At 72.4% G+C, this 23,882-nt stretch carries 18 protein-coding genes; all 18 read right to left on the reverse strand.

Annotation, left to right across the window (positions count from 1 at the left end; genetic code table 11):
• Positions 1 to 46 precede the first annotated feature (46 nt).
• The 18 genes from ABZS37_RS20895 to ABZS37_RS20980 all read right to left on the reverse strand — a co-directional run bounded on the left by ABZS37_RS20895 (position 47) and on the right by ABZS37_RS20980 (position 21,917).
• Positions 47 to 934: a sulfotransferase domain-containing protein gene (locus tag ABZS37_RS20895; protein ID WP_355171228.1), complete on the reverse strand. Its 888-nt coding sequence runs from the start codon at positions 932 to 934 to the stop codon at positions 47 to 49.
• Between the two features lie 13 nt (positions 935 to 947).
• Positions 948 to 2,471, reverse strand: coding sequence for a polysaccharide biosynthesis C-terminal domain-containing protein (locus tag ABZS37_RS20900; protein ID WP_355171230.1), 1,524 nt, complete (start codon positions 2,469 to 2,471; stop codon positions 948 to 950).
• On the reverse strand, positions 2,468 to 3,880 hold the full coding sequence (locus ABZS37_RS20905; protein ID WP_355171232.1) for an O-antigen ligase family protein: 1,413 nt from the start codon (positions 3,878 to 3,880) through the stop codon (positions 2,468 to 2,470). Before ABZS37_RS20905 ends, ABZS37_RS20900 begins: the two co-directional genes overlap by 4 nt.
• A gap of 127 nt (positions 3,881 to 4,007) precedes the next feature.
• Entirely contained in the window at positions 4,008 to 4,949 is a 942-nt protein-coding gene (locus ABZS37_RS20910; protein ID WP_355171234.1) for a glycosyltransferase family A protein, read from the reverse strand.
• Entirely contained in the window at positions 4,942 to 6,600 is a 1,659-nt protein-coding gene (locus tag ABZS37_RS20915) for a lipopolysaccharide biosynthesis protein (RefSeq protein WP_355171236.1), read from the reverse strand. Before ABZS37_RS20915 ends, ABZS37_RS20910 begins: the two co-directional genes overlap by 8 nt.
• 189 nt (positions 6,601 to 6,789) lie before the next feature.
• The gene (locus ABZS37_RS20920; RefSeq protein WP_355171238.1) at positions 6,790 to 8,709 is read right to left on the reverse strand and encodes a delta-60 repeat domain-containing protein; all 1,920 of its coding nucleotides are present in this window, start codon (positions 8,707 to 8,709) and stop codon (positions 6,790 to 6,792) included.
• Between the two features lie 202 nt (positions 8,710 to 8,911).
• Positions 8,912 to 9,853 carry a glycosyltransferase gene (locus ABZS37_RS20925; RefSeq protein WP_355171240.1) on the reverse strand — a complete coding sequence of 314 codons (942 nt, stop codon included), beginning with the start codon at positions 9,851 to 9,853 and terminating at the stop codon, positions 8,912 to 8,914.
• An 89-nt stretch (positions 9,854 to 9,942) separates the two neighbouring features.
• Complete coding sequence (locus tag ABZS37_RS20930; RefSeq protein ID WP_355171242.1) at positions 9,943 to 10,773, reverse strand: phosphatase PAP2 family protein; 831 nt, start codon at positions 10,771 to 10,773, stop codon at positions 9,943 to 9,945.
• Positions 10,774 to 11,101: 328 nt separating this feature from the next.
• The gene (locus tag ABZS37_RS20935; RefSeq protein WP_355171244.1) at positions 11,102 to 12,352 is read right to left on the reverse strand and encodes a hypothetical protein; all 1,251 of its coding nucleotides are present in this window, start codon (positions 12,350 to 12,352) and stop codon (positions 11,102 to 11,104) included.
• A gap of 107 nt (positions 12,353 to 12,459) precedes the next feature.
• Positions 12,460 to 13,968, reverse strand: a complete 1,509-nt coding sequence (locus tag ABZS37_RS20940) for a family 16 glycosylhydrolase (RefSeq protein ID WP_355171246.1) — start codon at positions 13,966 to 13,968, stop codon at positions 12,460 to 12,462.
• 204 nt (positions 13,969 to 14,172) lie between these two features.
• Positions 14,173 to 14,994, reverse strand: coding sequence for a shikimate dehydrogenase (locus tag ABZS37_RS20945; protein WP_355171276.1), 822 nt, complete (start codon positions 14,992 to 14,994; stop codon positions 14,173 to 14,175).
• 383 nt (positions 14,995 to 15,377) lie between these two features.
• Positions 15,378 to 15,743, reverse strand: coding sequence for a hypothetical protein (locus tag ABZS37_RS20950; protein WP_355171248.1), 366 nt, complete (start codon positions 15,741 to 15,743; stop codon positions 15,378 to 15,380).
• 128 nt (positions 15,744 to 15,871) lie between these two features.
• The gene (gene mltG / locus ABZS37_RS20955) at positions 15,872 to 17,065 is read right to left on the reverse strand and encodes an endolytic transglycosylase MltG (protein ID WP_355171250.1); all 1,194 of its coding nucleotides are present in this window, start codon (positions 17,063 to 17,065) and stop codon (positions 15,872 to 15,874) included.
• Positions 17,065 to 17,523: a Holliday junction resolvase RuvX gene (gene ruvX / locus ABZS37_RS20960; protein WP_354993688.1), complete on the reverse strand. Its 459-nt coding sequence runs from the start codon at positions 17,521 to 17,523 to the stop codon at positions 17,065 to 17,067. Before ruvX ends, mltG begins: the two co-directional genes overlap by 1 nt.
• Before the next feature lie 72 nt (positions 17,524 to 17,595).
• On the reverse strand, positions 17,596 to 20,274 hold the full coding sequence (alaS, locus tag ABZS37_RS20965) for an alanine--tRNA ligase (RefSeq protein WP_355171252.1): 2,679 nt from the start codon (positions 20,272 to 20,274) through the stop codon (positions 17,596 to 17,598).
• On the reverse strand, positions 20,271 to 20,576 hold the full coding sequence (locus ABZS37_RS20970) for a hypothetical protein (RefSeq protein ID WP_354993690.1): 306 nt from the start codon (positions 20,574 to 20,576) through the stop codon (positions 20,271 to 20,273). Before ABZS37_RS20970 ends, alaS begins: the two co-directional genes overlap by 4 nt.
• A gap of 29 nt (positions 20,577 to 20,605) precedes the next feature.
• A complete protein-coding gene (locus tag ABZS37_RS20975) occupies positions 20,606 to 21,070 on the reverse strand; it encodes a DUF948 domain-containing protein (protein WP_355171254.1) in 465 nt (154 codons plus the stop codon).
• 151 nt (positions 21,071 to 21,221) lie between these two features.
• Complete coding sequence (locus ABZS37_RS20980; protein ID WP_355171278.1) at positions 21,222 to 21,917, reverse strand: hypothetical protein; 696 nt, start codon at positions 21,915 to 21,917, stop codon at positions 21,222 to 21,224.
• Positions 21,918 to 23,882 lie beyond the last annotated feature (1,965 nt).

Genomic DNA, 23,882 nt, shown 5'->3' on the forward strand with positions numbered 1-23,882 from the left:
CCGATCGATCACTCGCACATGTCCCTGAGCTGTGGTGCGGCAGTCGTCAGGACCAGTCGAATCGCATTCGGAGGCGTTCGGCCAGGGCCGCGTTGTGCGGGGCGAAGTAGGCGCACAGCTCGGCGCGAACGCCAGGGTCCATCGATCCGCTACGCCGGTGGTTGTGGGCCTCGTACGCCGCCAGGCGATGCGACGGAAGGCCCAGAAACTCCAGCACGCGGGCATGGCTGGCAGCGGGCTCCGCGTACAGCGTCTCGCTGGGCAGGATGAGCAGCTGCGCCGGATCAAAGCTCTCCAACCACGGCTCCAGGTGCTCAAGATAGCGGCCACGGGCACGGTAGGTGTACCAGTCGTACGCCTCGCTGAAGTAGGTTGGATCGGCGATCAGCCTCTCCCGCTCCCCCGCCGTGCGCTCCTCCTCCCGGTCCAGCGCCACGGCGAAGTCCAGCGGCTCCTTTCCCTCGGTCCGGCGCTCCTTCCAGTGCGAGTACGCCCGCTCCACCGGGTCGCGGAGCAGAAAGACCAGCCGTACGTCGGGCAGCAGGTCGGCCACCCGCTGCGGGACGAGGGGATGAAACATGTAGAGCGGGGCCGCCTCGCCGACCCGGACCGGTCCACCGTGCCGCCGTTCCAGCGCTCGCCGGTGCCGCTCCGTCGGAAAGTGCGAGCGGTACCAGGCTTCGCCCCGGCCCCAGTTCTCCTCGAAGTAGTGGGAGGTCTTGGTGTTCCAGGCCGGGAAGAGTCTCGGCACCAGGGGATGTTCCAGCAGGTACCGCCAGAGCGACGTGGTGCCCCCGCGCTTGGTGCCGGTGATCAGGAAATCGGGCAGCGGCCGCCGCTCGCTGGTCCGCTCCCCGTACCGGGTGAGGGAGCTGCGGACCTGGTTGGTGACCTGGTGCGGCACGGCCGCCTTGAGCCGGTCGCGGATCGTCATGCTCTTCCTCTCGTCACGCCGGTCTCGGCCTGATCATGGTCACGGCGGAACGGACCAGCCGGCGCACCCGGCGGTCCAGTAGTAGCCCGGCGGCAGCCAGCACCAACACCACCAGGGCCAGGACGAGACCGGCGACACCCCGCCCGACCAGTACCGCGCACAGCACCGCGACCACCGCGGTGCCCCCACCAGCCCCGGCCGCGGCCAGCCCCATCGACCGATTCAGCAGCGGCTCCCCGACCGCGACCCGGGCCGCCACCGCGGCCAGCACGTTCTCCGCGACTATGCCGGCGGTCCAGGCGTACGCGGCACCGAGAGCGCCGTGGGCGGGGATCAGCAACGCGCCGAGCCCGAGGGTGAGCGCCAGCCCGACGAGGGTGGCCAAGAGATGGCGGCGGCTGTTGCCGCTCATGAGCAGCATGGTCTGGACGATGCCGACCCCGGAGTTGACCATCATCGCCCCCGCCAGTACGGCCAACGGGGCCGCCCCGCCCGCGAACCCGCCGCCGAAGAGGCTCAGGAATCCCGGTGCGAATACGGCCAGCAGCAGGTACGCCGGCCAGGACAGGATGATGATCACGATGGTGACCCGCCGGTAGACCAGCACCGCGTCCCCGGTACGCCCCTGCCCGAGCAGCCGGGACAGCTGCGGGGCCACCGCCACCCGGAGGCCCTGCATGATCAGCAGCCCGGCCAGGGCGTACCGGCCCGCCGCGGCGAAGATCCCGGACTGCGTCGCCCCGGCGAGCGCCGAGCAGAGCAGCACCCCGACCCACATGCTGCTGGCATCGATCGCCGCCGAGGCCGCCCGGGGCAGCGCGAACCCCCAGAGCACACGCCAGTCCTCGCCGGTCGGCCGCAGTCTCGCCCCTGCCGCCAGGCCGAGCGGACGAATCAGCAGCACGGCGGCGGCGACCACCGCGATGGCGACGGGCAGCAGCCACCCGCCGAAGCCGACCACCACGCCGGCACCGGCCGCCAGCAACAGCACGGGCCGGGCCAGCGGCACCAGGACGTACTGGATGCCGACGACCGCCCACACCGGCCGCAGCGCCCGGACGGCGGCCAGCAGCACGGTCATCGCGACCGTCACCGGCAGGGCGAGAAAGGCCAGGCGAAGCAGCGCCGGCCCGTCGGCTGAATCGAGCAGGACCGGCGCGAGCCACTCGGCAGCCAACGCACCAGCCGCAGCGACAACGACGCTGAGCAGCAGGGCGGGCAGCAGTGCCACCGGCAGCAGCCGGGCCGCGTCACCCCCGGCACCGTTACGGCGCCGGGGCAGCGCCCAGACCAGCGCGGTGTCGGCCCCGAGACAGCAGACCGCACCGAGAATCGAGATCACTCCGATCGCGGCAAAGAGCACGCCCGAGCCTGCGGCACCGAACCCCCGAACGATCACCACGGTCAGCACGAAGCCCAGCACGCCGTTGACCCCGGCTCCGGCCAGCCCGACCAGCCCGTTGCGGGCGCTCCGGCGTACCTCCCGCTCCCCGGCCGACGGGTCGGCCGCCACGACCGGCGCGGCTGGGCCGGTCATGCCGCCCCTCCCCGACCCGACGGTTCGATCAGCCGCTGCGGCGTCCCGGTGGACGGTTGCCGCGCCGCGGCTCCGTCGGTCGGCGGTGCGGTGCGCAGCGGGACCGACGCGACGCCGGTGCCGACCGCGCTCGGCGGCCCGGCGGGCGGCACCGGCGCCCGGCCCACCCCCCGTGTACGCCAGGGCGCCAGCGGCGCAGGCTGCGACATGGTGGACGGGCCGACCGCGACCCGGTTGACTGGCCCGCTCACCGCAGCCAGCCCGACGCCGACGGCGAAGAAGATCACCGACAGGTTGGGGTCGATGTAGGCGTAGACCGGGATGACCACCAGCGCGATCACCGGCACTGTGCTCAGCCAGTACCCGGCCGGCGAGACCGCCGCGGCCAGCCTCCGGGCGACCAGCACCAGCCAGGCGAGGAAGACCAGCAGGGCGGGGATGCCGTGGCTGTAGAGGATCTGCCAGATCAGCCCTTGGGTGCCCAGCGGCTCCTCGGCGAGAGTGGTGTCCACGCTCTTCGGCGCGCCGTAGCCCAGCAGTGGGGACCGCTCCACCGCCTGCCAGGTCCGCACGTACAGGTCCACCCGGTCAACGTTGGTGTCGGTGCTGCTCACCCGGGCATCGATCATCTCCTGGACCGGCACGACCAGGCTAACCACCCAGACCAGCACCACCAGCCCGGCGATCGAGATGATCAGCCGCGCGTTGCCCCGGATCAGCGCGCGCAGCCCCAAATAGACCATGCCGGCGCCGAGGCCGAGGAACATCCCCCGGTTGAGGGTCATGAACGCCGGCACCACCGACAGCGGCAGCGACACCCAGAGCGCCACCCGGAACCGCCCGGTCCGCACCGAGGTCAGGTACGCCAGCACGCACGGCACCAGCAGGGCGTATGCGGTGCCCCAGTTGTTGGTGTACGGGTACGGCGCGGCGGTGCGGTAGATCGGCGCGCGCGACACCGGGTTGAACTCGTTGGCCCGTACGTGGGTAAGTGCCTGGATGAACCGCTCGCCGGAGATCCCACCGGGCAGCGCCAACTCCACCGGGGTGGTCAGAGCGAAGGTGGGCATCAGCACGGCCAGCCAGCCCAGCGCCACGACGCCCAACCAGTACCAGCCCAGCGGGCGCAGCACCCGTTCCCAGGGCGTGCCCTCCCGGACCAAGGTGTAGACGTAGATGCAGACCACCAGCGCGGTGACCAGGAACCCGAATCGCAGGCCGAAGGTGAGGTAGGCGGTGGCCCGGTCCAGCCGGGTCGCGCTGAGCAGCACCAGCACCAGGAAGACCAGCCAGCAGGCGGTGCCGGCGGGCAGCGGCACCCGGCCCCGGGCCACCAGCAGGGCGAGCAGGGCCAGCCCGAACACCGACCAGCCGAGATAGAAGCCACCCAGCGCCCACCAGAGCGGCATCAGGCCGAACATCGCCGTCAGCGGCCAGACGGGCAGCGGCAGCGAACCCGAGGGTGGACGGGCCGCATGCCCCGGCCGCGCTTTGCTGCTTCCCGACCCCGTCCGCGCGGCGGCGCCGGGCCCTCGGTCAGACACCCCGCCCCGTCCGCTGGGCCAGCCGCAGCACCCGCTCGCCGGAGAGCAGGCCGAGCACCACCGGCACGGTGACCAACACCCGCTTCTCCCGTGGGTTGAGCCGGAGCACCCGGCCGAGTTCCCGAACCGCCTCCCGGCGGCGCCGGCCGGCCGCCAGCGCGAAGGCGATCTGGCCGTGCAGCCGGGCCAAGCCGGTCCGGCTGCCCGCCAGCTCGGGATGCTTGTCGAGCAGGTAGCGGGTGGCCTCGACGATCATCGCCCAGCGGCCGAAGAAGAACGACCCGCCGTGCCAGTCGACCACCACCAGCACCTCGGGCACGATCACCACCGGACCGTGCGCGGCCACCCGCAGCAGCCACTCGTAGTCCTCGCCGTACCCGCCGGGCAACTCCTCGTCGACCGGCCCGACCACGTCCCAGGTGGCGCGGCGGACCAAGACGGTGCTGGAGTGCACCTCCATCACCCGGTCCTCCACGAAGTCGGGCAGCCGCACCTCGGCCCGGTCGAGCTGCCGGTCCTTGGCGATCCCCGGGCCCTCCAGCCGGATGCCGCAGCTCGCGGCTGCGGCATCGGGCCGGCTCGCCAGCAGCTCCACCTGGCGGCGCAGCTTGGCCGGCAGCCAGAAGTCGTCGTCGTCGCAGAACGCGACCAGCTCACCGGTCGCCTCGTCGACGCCGGTGTTGCGGCCGCCCGGCAGCCCCTTGGCGTGGGTGTTGACGGCGTACCGCAGCGAGCGGCCGGCTGGCACGTCGAGGTCGAGCGGGCGGATGTCAATGTGGTCGTAGACCACCACGCACTCCACCGGGCCGGGATAGTCCTGGTCGAGCACGGTCCGTACGGCCCGCTCCAGCAGGCCGGGCCGGTCCCGGGTGGCGACCACCACAGTGACCGGCGGGTATCCGGCCCGGGCCGCCGGGCGGTCGCGGTCAGTCACGTCCCTCTCCCGTCACCACGAACCCGATCGGCTCGGCGCCGACGGCGCGCAGCCGCTCGACCAATTGGCCGAGTTGGGCGGTCCGGGTCCGGTCCCGGGCCGCGACCAGCATCGCCCGCCCTTCCCTGGCGGCCCGTACGCCCCGTTCGTCGTGCAGGGCGGGTGGCGCGTCGAGCACGGTGAGCCCCTCGGCCACCGGGGCGGTCAGGTCGACCAGGCGCACCGATCCGGTGCCGATCCGCAGCTCCGACCCGTCGGTCGCGGCGCCCTCCCCGGACGGCCGGGCCACCGGGATCACCTCGGTCTTGTCCGCCGTGGTGGTGGAGCGGTAGACCCCGCCGTTCTTCGCGTCCGAGGTGGGGAACGGCCGGGGCTTGCGGACCGCCGGGATCACCATGGTGTCCTCCGGGCCCCCGCTGGCCGGCCGGCCGGCCGCCGGGGCGGCAGGGGTGGCTGCGAGGGCGGCTGCGGGCGCCGGGGTGGCCACCGGCCGGGGCCGGGGGCGGACCGGCTCGACCGCCGGGTTGCGCCGCTGCGCCTCCAGCAGCAGTGCCTGGATCCGGTCCCGCATCTCCGGCGTTACACCGAGCCGCACGTCGTGGCCGTTCTGCGCCAGCGCCGCAGCCAGCCCGACGCTGATCTGTTCGCGTCCCTCATTCGTGCTGGCGGAGAGCAGCACCAGCGGGGTGCGCTGGGGCCCGTCCACCCACCGGCCCAGGGCCAGGGCCAGGTAGCGCAGGTCGGCGTCGTCCGGTCGACCGCCGCGCAGCCGGCGCACCGTGCCGAGCAGGGGCGCGCCGACCACGGCGGCGGCCTCGCCGGAGGTTCGCACCCGCCGGTCCATCGACTCCCGGACGAAGGCCACCAGGCCGCCGAGCAGCAGGCCGCCGAGCAGCCCTGCGGCCAGCAGCAGCGGCGCGGCGTCGCGGCTGGAGGGCACCGGGGTACGGGCGGCGCTGGTGATCGCGCCTGGGCTCAGGTCGGCCGAGGCGACCTTGGAGCGCTGCTCGGCGAGGGTCGCGAGCTGGTCGTTGAGCGCCCGCAACTGGTCCAGCAGGGCGCTGGTGCGCGGGGACGGGTTGGTCGAGCTCTCGTTGGCCGGGAGCGACTTCTGGGTCGTCGCGCGCTGGGTGGTGACCAGGGCGATGGTGTCGTCGTACGACTTGAGCACCGCGGCCCGCTGGTTCTCGTAGATCCCGCGCCGCAGGTCGAGGTACGCCTGCGCGGCGCCGTTCGCGCCGTCGACCGCCTCGCCCTCGCTGTGCCCGGCGTAGCCGAAGCGCATCAGCTGACCACCGACCGGCGTCTCCACCTCGAGAGCGTCGGCAACGTCCTCAGTGTTCCGGCCGGTGATCGCGGCGACCTTGTCGATGACGTCGTTGCTGATCGCGATGCCGCTCTCGGCGGTCATGTTGACCGCCCGGTCGGCGCCGCCGGAGGGCACCGAGAACGGGTCGGTGACCACGGCGCGGACCACCACGGCCGTCGTCGCGGTGTACGTGGCGGGGATGAGCGCGAGATAGCCCGCCACCGCTAGCAGCACCAGCGCGGCGCTGCCGGCCACCGTCCGCCACCGGCGCAACGGGATGCGCGCCAGCTCGACCAGGCCGACCGGGCGTTGCCGGGCGGGAGCGACGTCGGTCAGGTCCATCAGTCAGGTCCTCTTGCGATGCGAGTGGCGGGTCGGCGCGGGTCGGACGACCGCGACGCCGGGGACCGGTCGTCATCCCATTGTCGCCGACCGTTCACCGTCCGGTCGACAGCCGTCCGGTCCATGGGCGGACGGGCGGTCCGCCGGTGTCGCGGGGACACCGGTGGACCGCCCGGGCCGGTTCGTGGCTCAGGAGGTGGCGAACCACAGGGTCTTGCCGGACCAGTTCACGCCGGCGCCAGCCGCCGCGATCTCGACCGAGGCGGCGCCGTCGACGGCCGTCTCGTCGAACGGCACCGCGCGCAGCGAGCCGTCCGTGTTGCCGTACACGATCTTGCCGGCGACCCAGGCCATGCCCCGCACGGTGCCCCAGGCCAGGCCCTGGCTGGGCAGCGTGAACTCTGTGCAGCCGACGATGTAGCCATCCGGCTCCAGGTAGCGGTAGAACAGCTTGTTGGTGCCGGCCTTGGTGTAGTACATCCGGCCGTCGAGGTAGAACGCTCCACTCATCGAGGCGGCGCTGAACCAGTTGTTGTAGCCGCTGCTGACCCAGGGCGCGCCGACCGAGCCGCCGGTGAAGATCGACACGTCCAGGTAGCTGCCGCTCGGCGCGCTCGCGTCCGTCTTCGACCAGTAGAGCTTGTTGCCGATCGAGAAGGCCGCGCCGGCCGCGGTGAGGCTGGGCTGGCTGGAGGCGACCGGGGCGCCCACCGTGGTGCCGTTGAAGGACACCTTGGTGGCCTGCCCGTCGGCGGTGCCGAGGTAGAGGTAGCCCGACGCCGCCGTCGGCGCGTTTACCGCCGGCACCGTCCGCCCACCGGCCAGCGGGAACAGACCCAGCCGGCCGTGGTACTCGTTGCCCAGGCCGTCGGAGTCGAAGCCGGCGTACAGGCCGGTGCTGCCCCGCCACAGCTCCCACATGATCGGGCCCCAGTCGGTGGTGCCCGCCGGCGCGCCGGAGCGAGTCGGGTTCCACACCAGTGGCAGCCCGTTGATCGGGTCGAGCGCGCCCAGGCCGAACCGGTTGATCGCCCCGGCCCCGGCGCTGTCGTTGCCGTTGGCGTTGCTCAGCCAGCGGAAGTGCCCGCCGACGTAGACCACGTTGTCGGCCACCTCCACCGAGGTCACCGAATCGGTGCCGGTGTAGTTGACCCAGGTGGCGTCGAGCGCGGCACCCCGGGTGGCGGTCTCGAACCGGGCGATGGCGTCGCAGTACGCGCCGTCGCCCCGGCCTCCGTCGGCGATGATGACGAAGTAGCTGCCATCGTCGGAGAAGTCCACGTCACGGGCGTAGAACGGGAACGACCAGTTGTAGCAGGGTGCCACGTAGCGCTGGGTGCTCCAGTCGGCGACCGTCGGCGTGCCGGCGAGCTCGACGACCACCACCTGGTTGCGAGGCTGGCCGTTGACCTCGGTGAAGTTGCCGACCGCGACCAGGGTGTTGCCGTCCGGCGACACGGCCAAGCCCCAGACCAGCTCGGAGCTGGCCCGCGCGACGCTGGCGTCGATCTGGAAGGTCGGGTCGATGGCACCGGTGGTGGCGTCGAGGCGGGCGAGCAGGGAGTGCTGGGTGCCGTTGACCCAGTGGAAGGCTCCCGCGATGTAGAGCTTGTTGCCGACCACGACGGTCCGCCGGACCAGGCCGCCGTCGCTGCGGCCGACCCAACCGGCAACCGTCGCGCCGGTGGTCGGGTCGAGCTGCACCAGGTTCTTGCGACTCACTCCGTTGACGTTGGCGAAGGCTCCACCGACGATGAGCTTGCCGTCCGGGCTGACCGCGAGGGCGTGCACCGCGCCGTCGACGACGGGGGTGAAGCCGGTCTTCAACGCGCCGCTGGTCTTGTCGTACGCGAAGAGGTAGCTGCGCGCGGTCCAGCTCGCGTCGGCAGCGGCCTTCACCGAGGTGAAGGAGCCACCCACGTAGACGGTGTTGCCGATCTCCGCGAACGCCTTGGTGTCGCCGTTCTGCGCGTGCGGGATGTTGTCCGCCGGGTTCGTGGAGGTCAGGGTGCTGGTAACTGGCTGGAGCCCGTCCGCGCGGGCGGGCGCGGCGACCAGCCCCACGGCGAGCACAGGCGCGACGAACGCGACGAGCCACCGCCTCCACACCGGTCGAGACGACGATCTGAGCAGCACGGGCGCCCCCAATGACGAAGTGAGATCCTGCGTAGCTTGCGGTGCGCGGAGATTTCGCACCATCAACCGACCGGTCCGGTCGGGCCGTACGGGTCGCGGCCGGACGGCCCACGCCGGACGAGAACCGGACACCGCCCGGTGGACCACCCGGCCGATTGAGCCGCCCCGGCCGGCGTCACGACGCCCACCGGAACGGGGTGACCGTACCGGTAGCCGCGATCGTCCACGATGCCGCCTCGATCAGGTCCTCGACGGTGATCGCGTCGGCCTCCCGAGCCAGGACCAGCCCACGGCGGTTCAGCTCCCGGGCCATCTCCACCTGATGGTCGTCGACGTGCTCGCCGTGCCGGCGGCGGCGCGGCACGTAGATCGCCCGCCGGCCGGCCCGCATGGCGGCGAGCGCGGAGCCGACCCCGGCATGCGTCACCACCACGTCGGCCTCCCGCATGGCCTGCTGCATCTCCGCGAACGGCACCTGCCGGCGGGCGCCGGAGGGCATCCGGGCGATCCGGGTCGAACCGATCTGCCAGAACACCTCCGCCTCCGGCGGCAGGACGTCGACCAACCGGTCCAGCAGCCGGGGGAAGCCGAAGGTCTCATGGGTGCCGACCGCGACGACGATCCGGGAGACCGCCCGGGCCGCCGGCGCTGGGGTGGCCCGATATCCGTCGAAGATGGACCCGCCATAGCGCCACCGGCCGTCGGCCCAGCCCGGGTACTGGGTGTAGAGCCGGGTCAACGGCACCCGGGCGACCAGCCGGCCGGTGAGCGACGGCCCCTCAGTGCGGGTGGCGCTCTCGATGTAGTGGCAGGCCAGTCCGCGCAGCGCGGCGGGCAGGATGAACGACATCGCCACGCTGGCACCGGTGCTGATCACCTGGGTGAACCGGCCGCCGCGCAGCACCCGCCGGGCCGCCACCAGGTCGCGCAGCGCGCCGACCGCGTCGCGGGTGGTGGCCGGCGGAACGTGGATGACCTCCTGGCCGTCGAGCAGCGAGCGGCTCTGCGGCGAGTCGAAGGTGACCCAGACGCAGTCGTCCTGCACACCGAGCCGGGGAGCCAGGTCGTGCAGCTCGGCGAGGTGTCCGCCGGTGGAGGCGACGAGAAGGGTGGTCACGTCGTTGCCCGCCTTCCGTGTCGAGGGGTGGCTGGGGAGGCTCCAGGCGGCGCAGGGAGCGAGGGTGGCACGCGCCGGAAACCAGCGGGTCAACTACCGGTCAGGGCATCCGCGCGGGTCGCCTCGGGCCGCGCGGCGGGCGGGCGCAGCCGGCCCTCCACGACGAGCAACGCCAGCGCCACCACGCCGAGCAGCAGCGGGCCGAAGATCCACCCACCGATCACGTCCGTCAGCCAGTGCTTCTCGGCGTAGATGCGGGTATAGCCCTCGACCGCGGCCAACAGGGCAACGACCGTGGCCAGGGCGATCCGGCCACCGCGCGGGATCCGCCAGGTGAGCGCGGCGAGCACCGCGATGGTACCGAAGGTGAGCAGCACCCGGGCGCACCCGCCGGACGGGTAGGTGCCGAGGTCGGTGGGCGGGTGGCCGCGGTCGACCACCTTGGCCAGGATCTCCTGGGTGTACTGCTCCAGTACGAACTGCAGGGGCATCGCGGTCAGCGGGACCCACCAGCGCCGGCGCCGCCAGGCGATGGCGAACCCGATCGCGGCGACCGCGGTCACCCACTTGAGCGGGTAGCGGTCGCCCATCGGGGTGATGAACGAGGTGATCTCCGCCCAACCGGCCACCCGGCGGGCGTGCACATAGTCGAAAACCGGGTGGTCTACGTGCGGTTCGAGGCGGGACAGCGCCTCGCCCAGCGGCCAGCAGATCGTGACGACGACCGCCGACCCGGCGAGCAGCAGGACAGCAGCGGCGCCGGGGCGGCCCAGCGCGGCGGTGAGGCCGGCGACGGTCGCCCGCAGCCGCTCGGCGGCCCGGCCGGCCCGGAGGCGCGGCACCCAGCGGACGGCGACGAGCGGGACGAGCAGCACCGGGAGCAGCACGGACAACGCGCCGACCGTGTAGATGAGGGTCATCGGCCGGCACCGCCGGAAAATCCCATGGCGGGCGCGCCGACGGATGCCCGCCCGGCCAGCCGTCGTCGCGGCACGAACACCGATCCCATCGATCCCCCTGACGCGCCGGCCGACCGCCGGACTGCCCACACCCTGCGGTCCGGTTGAGCCCCACGCCGTTCCGGACCGGATCGACCACGCCGTCGCCGGCAAGTGGTGATCGAGTGGTGACACTTTAGAGCAAGGCCCAGCCGCAGTGGTAGCCGCGAGCGGGATCCGGTGGCTTTTCCCCGGGTTTGCCGGTCGGGAGGCCGACAGTCGTACCGCCCGCCGGAACGTGCGACCGGGGTCAGCGGGACGGGCCGGGGGCCGGCACCGACAACCGGGCGGCTAGCAGGTGCAGCAGCACGGGATGCAGCTTGCCGCTCCAGCCACCCCCGCCAGCGGCCAGTTCCGCCGTGCGTAACCACAGCTCGACGAGATAGGCGTCGGCGACGAGCCGGCGACGAGCCGGGTCGAGACCGAACGCGTCGCCGTGTCGCGCGAGCAGGTCGTCCATCGCCGCGGTCGCCTCCGCCGCTGGCTGGCCGGCCAGCGACAGCGCGCACTGGAAGCCCTGGTGGGCGAGGTCGAACCCGACTGGGCGATCAGCGCCGCTGTTCTCCCAGTCCCAGGCGACCAGCCGGCCCCGATGGGTGCCCAGGTTCCACGGCACCCAATCGCCGTGCCAGTGGCCGAATTCCAACGCCGTGTCGCCGTCCCGCGCGGCCAGCGCCGCCACCGCCGCGGCCACCGGGCCGCCGGCCCGCTCGGCCCGGGCGGTCAGGTCGGCCAGGAAGGGCGAACCGGCCAGTGTGCGCGCGGGCCGGGCCGGCCCGGCCCGGCGAGCCACCGCCAGCATCGCCGCCGCCCGCGGCCGTTGCGGCCGGGGCAGCCGGCGCACCCGGGCCGGCATCGGCTCGACCAGCGTCACCGCCAGGTCACCCCAGCGCAGCTGGCGCAGCAGCCGCGGCACGTCGGGGAAGTCGCCGCCGTCGCGGGGCAGCTCCCGCAGCGCGTCGGCCTCCGCCGCGACCATCGCCCGGGTCGCGTCGTTCCACCCGATCTTCGCGTATGCCCGGGCGACGCCCCGGTCGTCGAAGAGCTGCAACGTCGGCTTGTGGTGCGGGTCCGGCGGGCGGATGCCAATCGCGGCGTGCAGCCGGCGCCCCTCGACCCGTCCGAGGTGCTCGGCGAGGAGCAGCTCCTCCGGCTCGACACCGTCCGGCACGGCGACGGTCAGCACCGGCATCCGGACCCGGCCGGTGGCGCCGAGACCGGCCAGCAGGCCGACGGCGAGCCGGTTGGCCCGCACCCGGGGCGGGCGCAGGGCGTTGTACGCCAGCGTCGACGCGGCGCCCACCCGGCGCGACGCCAACGGCAGCAGGAACTTCGCCCGCTCCACCGAGGGCACCACGGCGTACCGGGCGGCGGGGCCGTGACCCCGCGGCACTGCGGCGGGCCCGGCGCCGACGTGCAACCACAGCCGAGGGTCGGCGAAGATCGCCCGGCTCACCCAGCCCAGCCCGTCCTGGCGTTCCCGTGGATCCGCCACCGTCATACCGCCCCCATTCGCCCGCGCGTGCTGGCGGACACGATAGGGGCAGCGGGCAAGGAACCGCCCGGCGGGCCGAGGCCCGCCGGGCGGTTCGCCGTCGCTGGGCCGAGTCAGCGCTGCCAGACGCGGACGTAGTCGACCCGGAAGTCGGCCGGGAATCGGGTGGCCGCGTCAGGGTCACCCAACCAGCCGCCGACCTGGAAATTCAGCCGCAGGTTGTACGGCTTGTTGAACGCCTCGTCGAACCAGGGCGTGGTACTCCGGTCGCGCTGCCAGACCTGTCGCCCGTCGATGTACCAGCGGATCACGCCGGGCTCCCACTCCGTGGTGTACGTGTGGAAGCCGTCTCCGGGGTAGCCGGTCGGCAGGTCCCAGCGCTGGTCCTGCTTGACCGGCGTGTAGTCGTAGAAGATTGCCTGGGTGGCCGCGTGGTAGTACTGGCTACCGCCGGGCAGCTCCACCACGTCGATCTCACCCTTGCCGCCGTCGTCGGGGCGCAGCCAGAACGCCGGCCACAACCCTCGCGAGTCGGTCGGCCCGTTGGGCGACTGGGCCCGCATCTCGAAGCGGCCGTACTGGAACGACTTCTTCCCGATGGTGTCGAGGTAGCTCTGCGTGTACTGCCGGGTCTGCGAGCTGCACACCGCGGTCTCACGTTGGGCGCGCAGGGTGAGCACGCCGCCGGAGACTAAGGTGTTGTCCGCGTCGTCGACGTTGCAGCCGCGGTCGATGCTGCGGCCCTCGTTGTCGCGCAGGTTCCACCGGGACAGGTCGACCGACGGTCCGTCGAACTCGTCCGCCCAGACCAGCCGCCAACCCGGTACCTGCGTGCCGGGCGGCACCGTCGACGTCGGCGAGGGGGCGGGCGGGGTGGTGGTCGGCGGGGCCGTGGTGACGGTCGGGGTCGGCGAGGCGGTACGGCTCGGCGACGGCGCGGGCGGAGTGGTGGTCGGCGGGGGCGGCGGCGGGTGAGAGGGCCGCGCCGACGGCTTCCCGCTTCGCTCGTAGGTCAGCATCAGCTGCGGCCGGATGGCCGCCCGGCTGTTCTCCCGCGACGCGTAGTAGATGCGCCTGTTCCAATTCTCCTGAATCAGCGCGAAAGAGACCGAGCCGTTGCCGGTCACCGAGCGGGACACATCAAACTCGTTCCAGCCCTGCCGGATCTGGTCGGCGGTGGCCAGCGGCGCGCCGATCGGGGGCCGCTGGTCCCAGGCACCCGCCCCTGCGGCGCTGCCCTGCGCCTGGTGCGCCCGCACCCGCGAGGCGAACTGCTGCCAGGCGTACACCCGCAGGGTAGCCCGGACATTCACGGCGTCGGCGGGCAGGCCGCGCACCGCAAACTCCAGCAGCGCGTCGCGCTGGCCGTTGCGGTTGCCGTCGCAGAGTCGCGGGCAGCTGGCCAGCGTCGTCTTGACGCCGTTGTCGCCGTCCTGCGGGACCTGCGTGGCGGTGGTGTCCGCCGCCGCGGTCAGCACGATCGGTGACACCTCCGCCGCCGTCAGCGGCATCATCGTGGCCACCACACCGGCGACCACGCCCGCACTCAGGACACTGAGGACGACGGCCTTGCGTCGCATTCCTACACCCGGTGCGGCGTGGTGGATTTCGTGCCTGCTCAAGGAACACTCCCTGTCTAGGCGGCGATTACCAGCAGCAGCGTATCGACCGGCGACACACGTGGTGAGCAGGAAACCGAACCTACGACACGACTTAACCAAAGCATAAGAGAGGTCGCGCACAGGCACTCAGGGCCGGCAAACGACCTGACGGGCCGTCGGTTACGCCCACCTCGACGGCGGACCCGGACGGTGGCGCCGCCCACCTCAGCGCCGGGCTGCGGCGAGCGCCGCACGCATCGCCTCGACCGGCGCGGGCACCCCGGTGAACTGCTCGAACTGGCCAACCGCCTGGGCGAGCAGCAGGTCGAGCCCGGACACCACCGGGCAGCCGGCGGCGAGCGCCGACGCGGCCAGCGGTGTCGGCCACGGATCGTAGAGCGCCTCGAAGAGCACGGTGGACGGCCGCCAGTGAACCGTCCTGACGAGCGGGTCGGCGACCCCCTTCGGCACGGTCGAGACCACGACGTCGGCGCCGGCCCGCGCGGCCGCGTGTTCCCAGGCCACTCCCGTCAGCTCCACCCCGACCGCCGCCGCCACCGGTCGCAGCTCGTCGACCGCCACCGCCCGCCGGGCCACCACGGTCACCAAGGTCGCACCGAGCCGGGCGGCGGCGGCCAGGGCCGCGCGAGCGGTGCCGCCGGCGCCGAGCACGGTGACGGTGACACCGGGCGGCACCCCGGCTGCAGTGAGCACCTGCACCATGCCGGCGACGTCGGTGTTGTCCGCGTACCAGGAGCCGTCCGGACGGCGTACCAACGTGTTGGCGGCACCGACGGCGGCAGCGACCGGCGACGCGGCGTCGGCCACCGCGAGCGCCGCCTCCTTGCCCGGCATGGTGACCGACAACCCGGCCCACTCCGGGCCCAGGCCGGCGACCAGATCCGGCAGCTCCGCCGCCGCGCACTCGATCCGGGTGTACGACCAGCCGGTCAGCCCGGCGGCCTTGTATCCGGCGGTATGGATCACCGGGGAGAGGGAATGCGCGATCGGTTTGCCCAGCACCGCGGCCCTACGGTTCGACACGATCACCGCCGGTCACAGCCCGAGGCCCGGTCCAGGTCCGCATCACTCTCCCGCTCTCCCGCACGTGTCGGAGCGACCCTACCCAGAATGTCGCCTGCGGCACCACCGAATCGGATTGCGGCGATGATCAGGCCACCCGTTGATCGATTGACAACCGCCGATAGGAGTGCAGCATTCCTGCGTCGGGTGGCCCACCTTCGGCCTGAAGGCTCCCTTCCCCGCTACGACTACATTTCGGTCGCGGTGAGGAAGGGAGCCTTCGCCTCGTGGTGCGGCAGCGTAATGGCGGACCGCCAAAGCCCCTGCCCGTCAGATGACGCCGGTCACCGGTCGCGGCTCGACGACCGCCACGTCACTCCCGTAAGAGCCGAACGTCATCGACCGAATCAGGGCAGCGTAGCCACCGAGGAGCAGTTGCCGATGCCGGTGCGGCAGATCCGGTAGGAGTAACCCGATCGCGCAAAGGCGGCCCAACCCTCCGCGGAGGTGCAGATGGAGTTACCCTTCCACGACCAAGTGCTGCCGGTCGGAGTGCGCTCCTGCCAACGAGCACAGTGCCCGTCGGTCAGCGGGTCGCGTGCGAAGAGGTCCCAGTCACCGTTCTTGATATACACCGCCCGCCCCGCAGCACCGGTAGTGCTCTTGCTGATCACGGCGGCCTGCGCTGGAACCGCCGCAAAGGCAAGCAGAACCATTGCAGTCGAAGCGACCGCTCCAGCTCGCGCAGCCCATCTCTTCGTCATCACGATCATTCCCCGTTCTCATGACTGTCGATACGGACAGCGACAGTCTAGGCCCGGGGGAAGGCAATGATCAATGCGTTATCGCTGCCCGACTCGGGGCGACGGTTGGATCGCGCAGACCGGGCAGGCAGGGAGACTCAGATGACGCCGGCTTCCTTGGCCTTGGCCTCGTTGCGCTTCTGATCCTCGTACGTCTCAGCGAAGGCCGAGTGACCCTGCTTGTCGATGGCCACGAAGTAGAGCCACTTGCCCGCCGGCGGGTCCATCGCGCCTTCCAGGGCCTGCTTACCGGGGTTGTTGATCGGGGTGGGGATCAGACCCCGCAGCTTGCGGCTATACGGACTTGTCGTGTCGAGCAGCTCCGACTGGTTCATCTCGGCTGAGGTCTTGGTCGGCTTACCGGTCAGCTCCAGCCAGTAATTGACCGTGACGTCCATTTCCAGGCAGTTGCAGGGGAACTCGCCGTACACCCGGTTGTAGGCCACCCGCGCGACCTTGCCGAGGTCGTCCTTGTTGCCGGCCTCAGCCTGGGCCAGCGAGGCCACGATCAACGCCTCATACGGGCTGACCTTGCGTTCCTTCTGCACCCGGTCGGCGAACTTCATCTCCCCGGTCACCGCGAGGAAGTTGTCCACCATCAGCTTGAGGATGCTCTCCGCGGTGGCCTTCGGCGGGATCTCGTACGTGTCCGGGTAGAGGAAGCCCTCGATGGACTTGACGACCTTCTTGCCGTCGTCGCGCTTGAACCACCACTCCGGGACACCGAGCCCCTCCGGGTCCTTCGCGGCGGCCTGGAAGTCCTTGACCGGGATCTTGGTCTTCTCGGAGAGCAGCTTGTAGATGTTCATGCTGGTGCGACCCTCGGGGATCGTCAGCCCATTGACGATCTTGTTCTTCAGATCGAGCATCGCGGTGACGGCGCTCGCGCCGCTCATCTGCTTGCGCAGCTTGTACGTGCCCGGCTGGATGTTCTTGCTGCGCGCGTTGGCCTCGGCCGCCTCGACGAACGCCTTCTGGCTCTTCACCACGTCAGCCGCGACGAGGGCATCGGCCATGTCGGCGAGCAGCGCCCCGTTCTTGATCTCGACGGTGATCTCACCGGCCCCGGCGCCGTCGTAGTCAGGGGTGACGAAGTAGTTCTGGATGCGGTCGAAGCCGTAGAACGCGCCGCCGCCGATGGCGCCCAACAGGACCAGGGCCATCAGCAGTGCCAGGAATGTCTTGCCCCGGCCGCCGCCGGACCCACCCTTGCGCTTGCGGAAGCCGCGCCGGTGCCGGCCCTTCTCCCCCCGCTCCGCATCGTCGAACCCAAGATCCAGATCGTCGATCATTACGTCCGCCTCCGCTGCGCGTCCAGCCAGCTCTGCAGGATCTCCACCGCGGCCGCCTGGTCGACAACCGCACGTTGACGTTTACCTCGGACGCCACGCTCGGCAAGCCTACGAGAAGCGACCACGGTCGACATCCTCTCGTCAGTGAGCGTTACCGGGACGGGCGCTATCACATCGACCAGTCGGTCAGCGTACGCCTTCACGTGGATGGCCGCGGGACCGTGCTTGCCGGCGAGATTGACCGGAAGGCCGACGACAACCTGAACGGCCTCGTGCTCGGCCACCAACGCTGCCAGCTGGGCGAGGTCGCTCGGCACGGCATCCGGCGCCGCCGTGAGATCACGGGCCAGGGTCACCAGCGGCGTGGCCAGGATCCCGTCCGGATCCGAACGGGAAATCCCCACTCGCACCTGACCGACATCCACGCCGATCCGCACACCGCGTGTCATCTTAGCCACGTGCGGTCACCGTCGGTGCCAAACAAGCCAGGGCGGACCGATCGGTCCGCCCTGGCTGACAATGATCGTCCATCACGCCTCAGTGATCGCCTTCTCGACGGTGAGTAGCAGGTTCGGTGCCTCGGCCGCGGGCAGGCCGCCGCCCTGGGCCAGGTCGGGGCTGCCACCGCCGCGCCCGGAGAACGCCGCCTTCACCAGATCCGAGGCGGCCAGGCCCCGGCTGCGCGCGGCCGCGTTGACCGCCACCACCAGGGACGCCTTGCCATTCGACCGGGCCGCCACCGCGACCACCGCCGGCCGCGCCGGGTCGATTTTGCCGCGGATCTCCTGGGCCAGGGTGCGCACGTCGTTTCCGGCCGCGCCCTCCGGCGCCTCCGTGCCCACGTACGCGACCCCACGCAACTCCTTGGCCTGCGCCGCGAGCGTCGCCGCCCCACCCAGCACCAGTTGGGCGCGCAGCTTCTCCAGCTCCTTCTCCGCGTCCCGAAGCTGGGTGACGGTCTGCTCCACCCGGTCGGCGACCTGATCGTTCGGCACCCGGTACAGCTCAGCCAGCCGGGAGACCAGCAGGTGCTCACGGGCCAGGAAGCCGAAGGCGTCCATGCCGACCAACGCCTCGACCCGACGCACGCCGGCGCCGATCGACGACTCGGAGAGGATCTTCACGAGGCCGAGCTGGGCCGAGCGGGCCACGTGCGTGCCGCCGCACAGCTCCCGGGCGTAGTCACCCACCTCAACGACCCGCACCTCCTCGCCGTACTTCTCGCCGAAGAGCGCCATCGCCCCGATCCGCCGCGCCTCGTCCAGCGAGGTGATGAAGGCATGCACCTCCAGGTCGGCCAGGAGCACCTCGTTGACCTGCTGCTCGACGTCGCGCAGCACGCTCGGCGACACCCCGGTCGGGGTGTTGAAGTCGAACCGCAGCCGGCCGGGCGCGTTCAGCGACCCCGCCTGCGTGGCCGACTCGCCGAGGAAGTTCCGCATGGTCTGGTGCACCAGGTGGGTCGCGGTGTGCGACCGGGAGATCGCCCGGCGCCGGGTCGCGTCGATCTCGGCGTAACCGGTCTCGCCCGCACGCACCTCGCCCCGGATCACCCGGGCCCGGTGCACGATCAGGCCGGGCACCGGCTGCTGCACGTCGAGCACCTCGACCTGCCCGCCACCAACGGTGATCATGCCCTGGTCGGGCTGCTGGCCACCGCCCTCCGCGTAGAACGGGGTCGTGTCGAGCACCAGCTCGATGGTGTCGCCCTCGGTCGCCGCCTGACGCGGGCCGTCGGCGCCGAGCAACGCCCGCACCGTCGACTCGCGGGCCACCTCGTTGTACCCGGTGAACGTCACCGGGCCACCCGAGTCGAGCACCGACCGGTACGCCGACAGGTCGACGTGCCCCGTCTTACGGGCCTGCGCGTCCGCCTTCGCCCGGGTCCGCTGGTCGGCCATCAGCCGGCGGAAGCCCTCGTCGTCGACCGCGAGGCCCTGCTCCGCGGCGATCTCCAGGGTCAGGTCGATCGGGAAGCCGTACGTGTCGTGCAGCTGGAACACCTTCGCCCCGGACAGCGCCGCGCCACCCGCGGTGCGGGTCTCGGCGATCGCGGTGTCCAGGATCGTGGTGCCGGCACGCAGGGTGGACAGGAACGCTTCCTCCTCGGCGTACGCGTACTGCGAGATCCGGTCGAAGTCGGTCGCCAGCTCCGGGTACGACGGGGCCATGCAGTCCCGGGCCACCGGCAGCAGCTCGGGCAGCGCCCGCTCCTGCCAGCCGAGCAGCCGGATCGACCGGATCGCCCGACGCATGATCCGGCGCAGCACGTACCCGCGACCCTCGTTGCTCGGGGTCACGCCGTCGCCGATAAGCATCAGCGCCGTCCGCACGTGGTCGGCGATCACCCGCAGCCGCACGTCGTCCGGGTGCGACTCGCTCGCCACGTGGCCGGAGTGCGCGCCGTAGCGCTTGCCGGTCAGCTCGGCCGCCCGAGCCAGGATCGGCCGGACCTCGTCGATCTCGTACAGGTTGTCGACGCCCTGCAGGATCGAGGCCATCCGCTCCAGGCCCATGCCGGTGTCGATGTTCTTCGCCGGCAGGTCACCCAGGATCGGGTAGTCGTCCTTGGTCGTGCCCGGACCCCGCTCGAACTGCATGAAGACGAGGTTCCAGAACTCCATGTAGCGGTCCTCGTCGACCGCCGGGCCACCCTCGCGGCCGTACTCCGGGCCACGGTCGTAGAACAGCTCGGACGACGGGCCGCAGGGGCCGGGGATGCCCATCGACCAGAAGTTGTCCGCCTTGCCCCGACGGACGATCCGCTCGGCCGGCACACCGATCGAGCGCCAGATCTCGAACGCCTCGTCGTCGTCCAGGTAGATCGACGGCCAGATCCGCTCCGGGTCGAGGCCGTACCCGCCCTGGTCCTGCGCCTTGGTGATCAGCTCCCAGGCGAGCGGGATAGCCCCTTCCTTGAAGTAGTCACCGAAGGAGAAGTTGCCGTTCATCTGGAAGAACGTGCCGTGCCGGCTGGTCTTGCCGACCTCGTCGATGTCCGGGGTGCGGAGGCACTTCTGCACACTGACCGCCCGCTGGTACGCGGGAGTCTGCTGACCCAGGAAGTACGGCACGAACTGCACCATGCCGGCGTTGACGAACAGCAGGTTCGGGTCGCTGATGGCGGGCAGCGGAGCGGACGGCACCACGGTGTGGCCATTCGCCTCGAAGTGCGCGAGGTACCGTCGCTTGATCTCCGCCGTCTTCATCGCTGGTGTTCCTCCGGAAAGATTTCTCGATCGCCGATCCGCGGGTCTTCCCGCAGGTCGGCGAACTGATCGTCGAACGCCTCGCCCTGGGCGAACGCCTGGTGGATCTCCTGCTCACGCTCGGCCATCCCCACCCGGACGTCCTCCACGAAGCTACGCAGCGACTCGACGAGTCCGCCAGCGGATTCCGTCACCGAGCTGGCGATGCCGGCCGGCGTGTACGCCTGGGCGGTCCGGGTCGCCTTGCGGACCACGATCACACCGACGGCCACCCCGATACCGAGCCAGAACAAGCGCCTCATGTCTCGCTACCTCCTGGTGCGCCGGTCGGTCAGCGGTTGCCGCGCTTGGCGGCCCGCCGCTGTTGCTTGATGGTGTCGCGCACCTCGCGCTCCGTCTCCGCGTGCCGGCGGCCGGCGGCGGCCTTGCGTACGCTGTAGCCGAACGCGGCCACCTTGACCAGCGGGTTGGCGGCCGCGGCGGAGACGACGGTGGCCAGGTTGGCGACGTTGGCGGTGACGTTCTGCGCGTGGCTGGTCATGGTGTCGACCTTCGCCAGCTGGAGGTTCACACCGTCCAGCGAGGTCTGCACCTGCTCCAGCGCCGTGTTGACGTTCTTTACCGTCGTGTTCACGTCGCCGAGCAGCGGTGCGGTCCGATCGTTGAGGTCGTTGATCATCCGGGTGGTGGCGTCAACCGTGTGCCGCAGCCGCAGGATGGGCAGCGTCAGGATGAGCACCAGCACCGCGAACGCGCACGCCGCGACCAGCGCCGCAATCGCTCCAATGTCGCCCACGCCTGTCCTCCTCATGCAGAGTTCCGCAGGACCCGACGTCCCCGGAACGCACAACCGTCGTACCCGTACCCGGTCGCCAAAACCATCGGCGGTCACCGGCAGCGGGCGTGCCCGCCAGCCCCAGACCCTACCGTCCGTGATGGAGACCGGCTCACGACGGTGAGGGTGTCAGCTCACCCAGCGGATCCCCGCTGACCGTCGGGAACGGATCCTCTCCGGTCAGTGACGGGTCGGTGGTCGGCTGCGGCCTGGTCCGCTCGTCGTCGATCGCGTTGCGTACCTTCACCGACACCAACGAGCCGGTGCACTCCGTCGCAGCGGCCGACGGATCTTCAGACGGCACGATGGCCGGCTTGTCGTCGACGGGCGGCGGCACGCAGGTCGGCTCACGTACCCACAGGTCGAGCGTCAACTCGTCGCGGCGCCAGCAGGTGTAGCTGCCCTTCGTCTGCTGCTCCGGGCATCGGCTCACCTTCCACGGCTGCCAACCGTCCTGGCGCAGCGCGTCCTCGTAGACCTGCGCCGTATCCTTCGGCGCCTTCTCCGAGGTCACGGTGCGCTCACGCAGCCGACAGTCGAGCAGACACCACCGGCTGCCGCTGACCTCGTCGACCGTCTTCGCGGCGGCCCAGCCGGGCACGTTGAGCTGGTCCAGGTTGTCGAAGACCGGGTCACGACTCAGCGTCCGGACGCCGAAGAAGAGCGGCACCGCACCGAGCAGCACGACGCTGACCAGCACCAGCACCGCCGCCCGCAGGCGGCGCCGTTCACGCGACAGCCGCCGCGACTCGGACCGGGCACCCGGTGCGGCGCCGTCGTCAGGCGCGTCCTGGTCGGCCGACCGCAGCGCGGGCCCGCCGGACGGCTCCGGTGCCGGCCGGTCGACCGGCCCGGACGGGGAGGGCACCACGGCGGCGGCACGGGCCACGCCGACGGGCTCGCCGGAGCGGCCGGGCGGCGGCACAGGGGCGACGCCGCTCGGCTCGGGACGGCCGGGCTCCCGATGTGGAGGCAGGGCCCGCCCTGCGGCACGGTCGGACGGCGCAGGTCGACCGGCCGGGGCACCACCACGGGCGACCGCCGGGGACCCGGGACCAGCGCCGGGCTCACCGCTCGCCCGATCGTCGGCGGGGGGCGGCTGAACGCCGCCGGGTGGGCGGACGGCGGCACGAGCCGGGCCGTCCGGACGTGAACGCGGTGCGCCGTCCACGCCCGGTGGCACGGCGGCACGAGCCGGACCTGCGTCCCGGAGGGCCGCCTCGGCACCCGGGCCGGGGCGGGGTGGGCCGTCGGCGCCACGGCGCCCGGCGTCCGGGACCGGTGCGGCACCCGGGGTGGGCCGGGCCCGTCCGGGCGGGGTGGAGCGGGCGGCGCCCCGAGCCGGTGCGGCGGGTCCTGCGCCGGGCGCGGGTCGCCCACCGGCGTACGGATCATCGCCGCGGTCGCTCGCCGGTCCGGGTCGACCCGGACCGGCCGAGCCGTCAGGGCCGGGCTCGGCCTGCGGGTGACGCCGTCGGCCGGTCGGGTCCGGGGTGGGCGTTCCGTCAGGGCTGGACGCGGCCGCCGGACGGCCACGCCGGCCGGTGGGGTCCGGAGCGGGCGTCGCCGCGCCCCGTCCACGGGTGGGCCGCTCGCCGGAGGCCGGCGGATAGGGCAACGCCTGTTCTCCGGTGGATCCCGGCGCCTCAGACCGGACGGCACGACGACCACTCGGAGCGTCCGCGCCCGGGTTGGTCGGCTGCCCGGCGGGCCGGCGGCCGGCGGGACGCTCCGCGGCCGGGTCGGGCACTCCGAGCCGACCGGGCGTGTGGTCGGCGAACTCCCCCGTGCCGGCGGTCGGCGCCGGACGGCGACCCGCGGCGGGCGGGGTGCCACCTCGGCGGTTGACCACCGGGAGGCCGGGGTCGGTGTGCGGCAGGCGGCCGGCCTGGCGCAGCCAGTCGGCGGGCCGCTCCGGGCGGTCCGCCCGAGGTTCGCCGCCAGCCGGCGTACGCCGCTCCGGCTCGTCGGAGACACCCCGGCGACGACCGGTGCCGTCGGTCGGGCCGACGGTGGGCGTGGCGCCGCTGTGACCACCGGATGCCTCGGGCATCGACGGTGCGTTGCCCGAGCGGGGCACCACCGGCTCGTCGGGCTCCGCGGCACGGCGACGGCCGGCGGCTGCCGGACGGGAGCGGTCGGCGGTACGACGGCCGCTGGCCTCCGGTGCCCCGGGGTCGACCGGGCCTGGCCTGCGTCGGGCGGTGCGCGGGTCACGGTCGATGGCGGGGTCGGGTCGCAGGCCGTCCGAGACCGGCGGCACCGCGCCAGCCGGCGCGCCGTCGAACCGGGCCGGGCCGGGGGCGGCGGGTGACCCGGCGGCCCGCGCCGGATCGGGTGCCGGTCCGGCGGCGCGTCGACCGGCGGGCGTCCCGTCGGAGGGCGGCAGTGGACGGCCGGGGTCGGCGGGCTCCGGGCCGGGCCGGCGGCCCGACGGGCCGGCGTCCGGACGGCGCAGCGGCGGCATCGCGTCCGGATGCCCCCCGGGTGCGGCAGCCTCCGGACGACGCCCGGTCGGGGCGGCAGCGTCCGGACGACGGCCCGTCGGATTGGCCTCCGGACGGCGACCGGTCGGGGCGCCCGAGTTCGGTGGGCCCATGGGTGGGCCGGGGGGGGCCGCCGCGGGGCGGGGGCGGGCCGGGCCGCCGGGCGCCTCGGAAGTCGGGCGAGGCCCCGGCGGGCACGATCATGTGCACGTACGTCCAGCGCAGGCTGAAGGTGCGGTTTCCGTCGCTGCGGGTCAGCTGGAACGTCTCGTCCAGGGATCGTCCCG

It is taken from the genome of Micromonospora sp. NPDC005413 (genome assembly GCF_040606435.1).
GTDB lineage: Bacteria > Actinomycetota > Actinomycetes > Mycobacteriales > Micromonosporaceae > Micromonospora.

Excerpts from the sequence above, each read along its gene's own strand:
- mltG (WP_355171250.1), bottom strand. The coding sequence starts at position 17,065 with ATGATCGACGATCTGGATCTTGGGTTCGACGATGCGGAGCGGGGGGAG.
- ABZS37_RS20935 (WP_355171244.1), bottom strand. The coding sequence starts at position 12,352 with ATGACGGTGGCGGATCCACGGGAACGCCAGGACGGGCTGGGCTGGGTG.
- ABZS37_RS20895 (WP_355171228.1), bottom strand. The coding sequence starts at position 934 with ATGACGATCCGCGACCGGCTCAAGGCGGCCGTGCCGCACCAGGTCACC.
- alaS (WP_355171252.1), bottom strand. The coding sequence starts at position 20,274 with ATGAAGACGGCGGAGATCAAGCGACGGTACCTCGCGCACTTCGAGGCG.
- ABZS37_RS20950 (WP_355171248.1), bottom strand. The coding sequence starts at position 15,743 with ATGATCGTGATGACGAAGAGATGGGCTGCGCGAGCTGGAGCGGTCGCT.
- ABZS37_RS20900 (WP_355171230.1), bottom strand. The coding sequence starts at position 2,471 with ATGACCGGCCCAGCCGCGCCGGTCGTGGCGGCCGACCCGTCGGCCGGG.
- ABZS37_RS20915 (WP_355171236.1), bottom strand. The coding sequence starts at position 6,600 with ATGGACCTGACCGACGTCGCTCCCGCCCGGCAACGCCCGGTCGGCCTG.
- ABZS37_RS20905 (WP_355171232.1), bottom strand. The coding sequence starts at position 3,880 with ATGCCGCTCTGGTGGGCGCTGGGTGGCTTCTATCTCGGCTGGTCGGTG.
- ABZS37_RS20970 (WP_354993690.1), bottom strand. The coding sequence starts at position 20,576 with ATGAGGCGCTTGTTCTGGCTCGGTATCGGGGTGGCCGTCGGTGTGATC.
- ABZS37_RS20930 (WP_355171242.1), bottom strand. The coding sequence starts at position 10,773 with ATGACCCTCATCTACACGGTCGGCGCGTTGTCCGTGCTGCTCCCGGTG.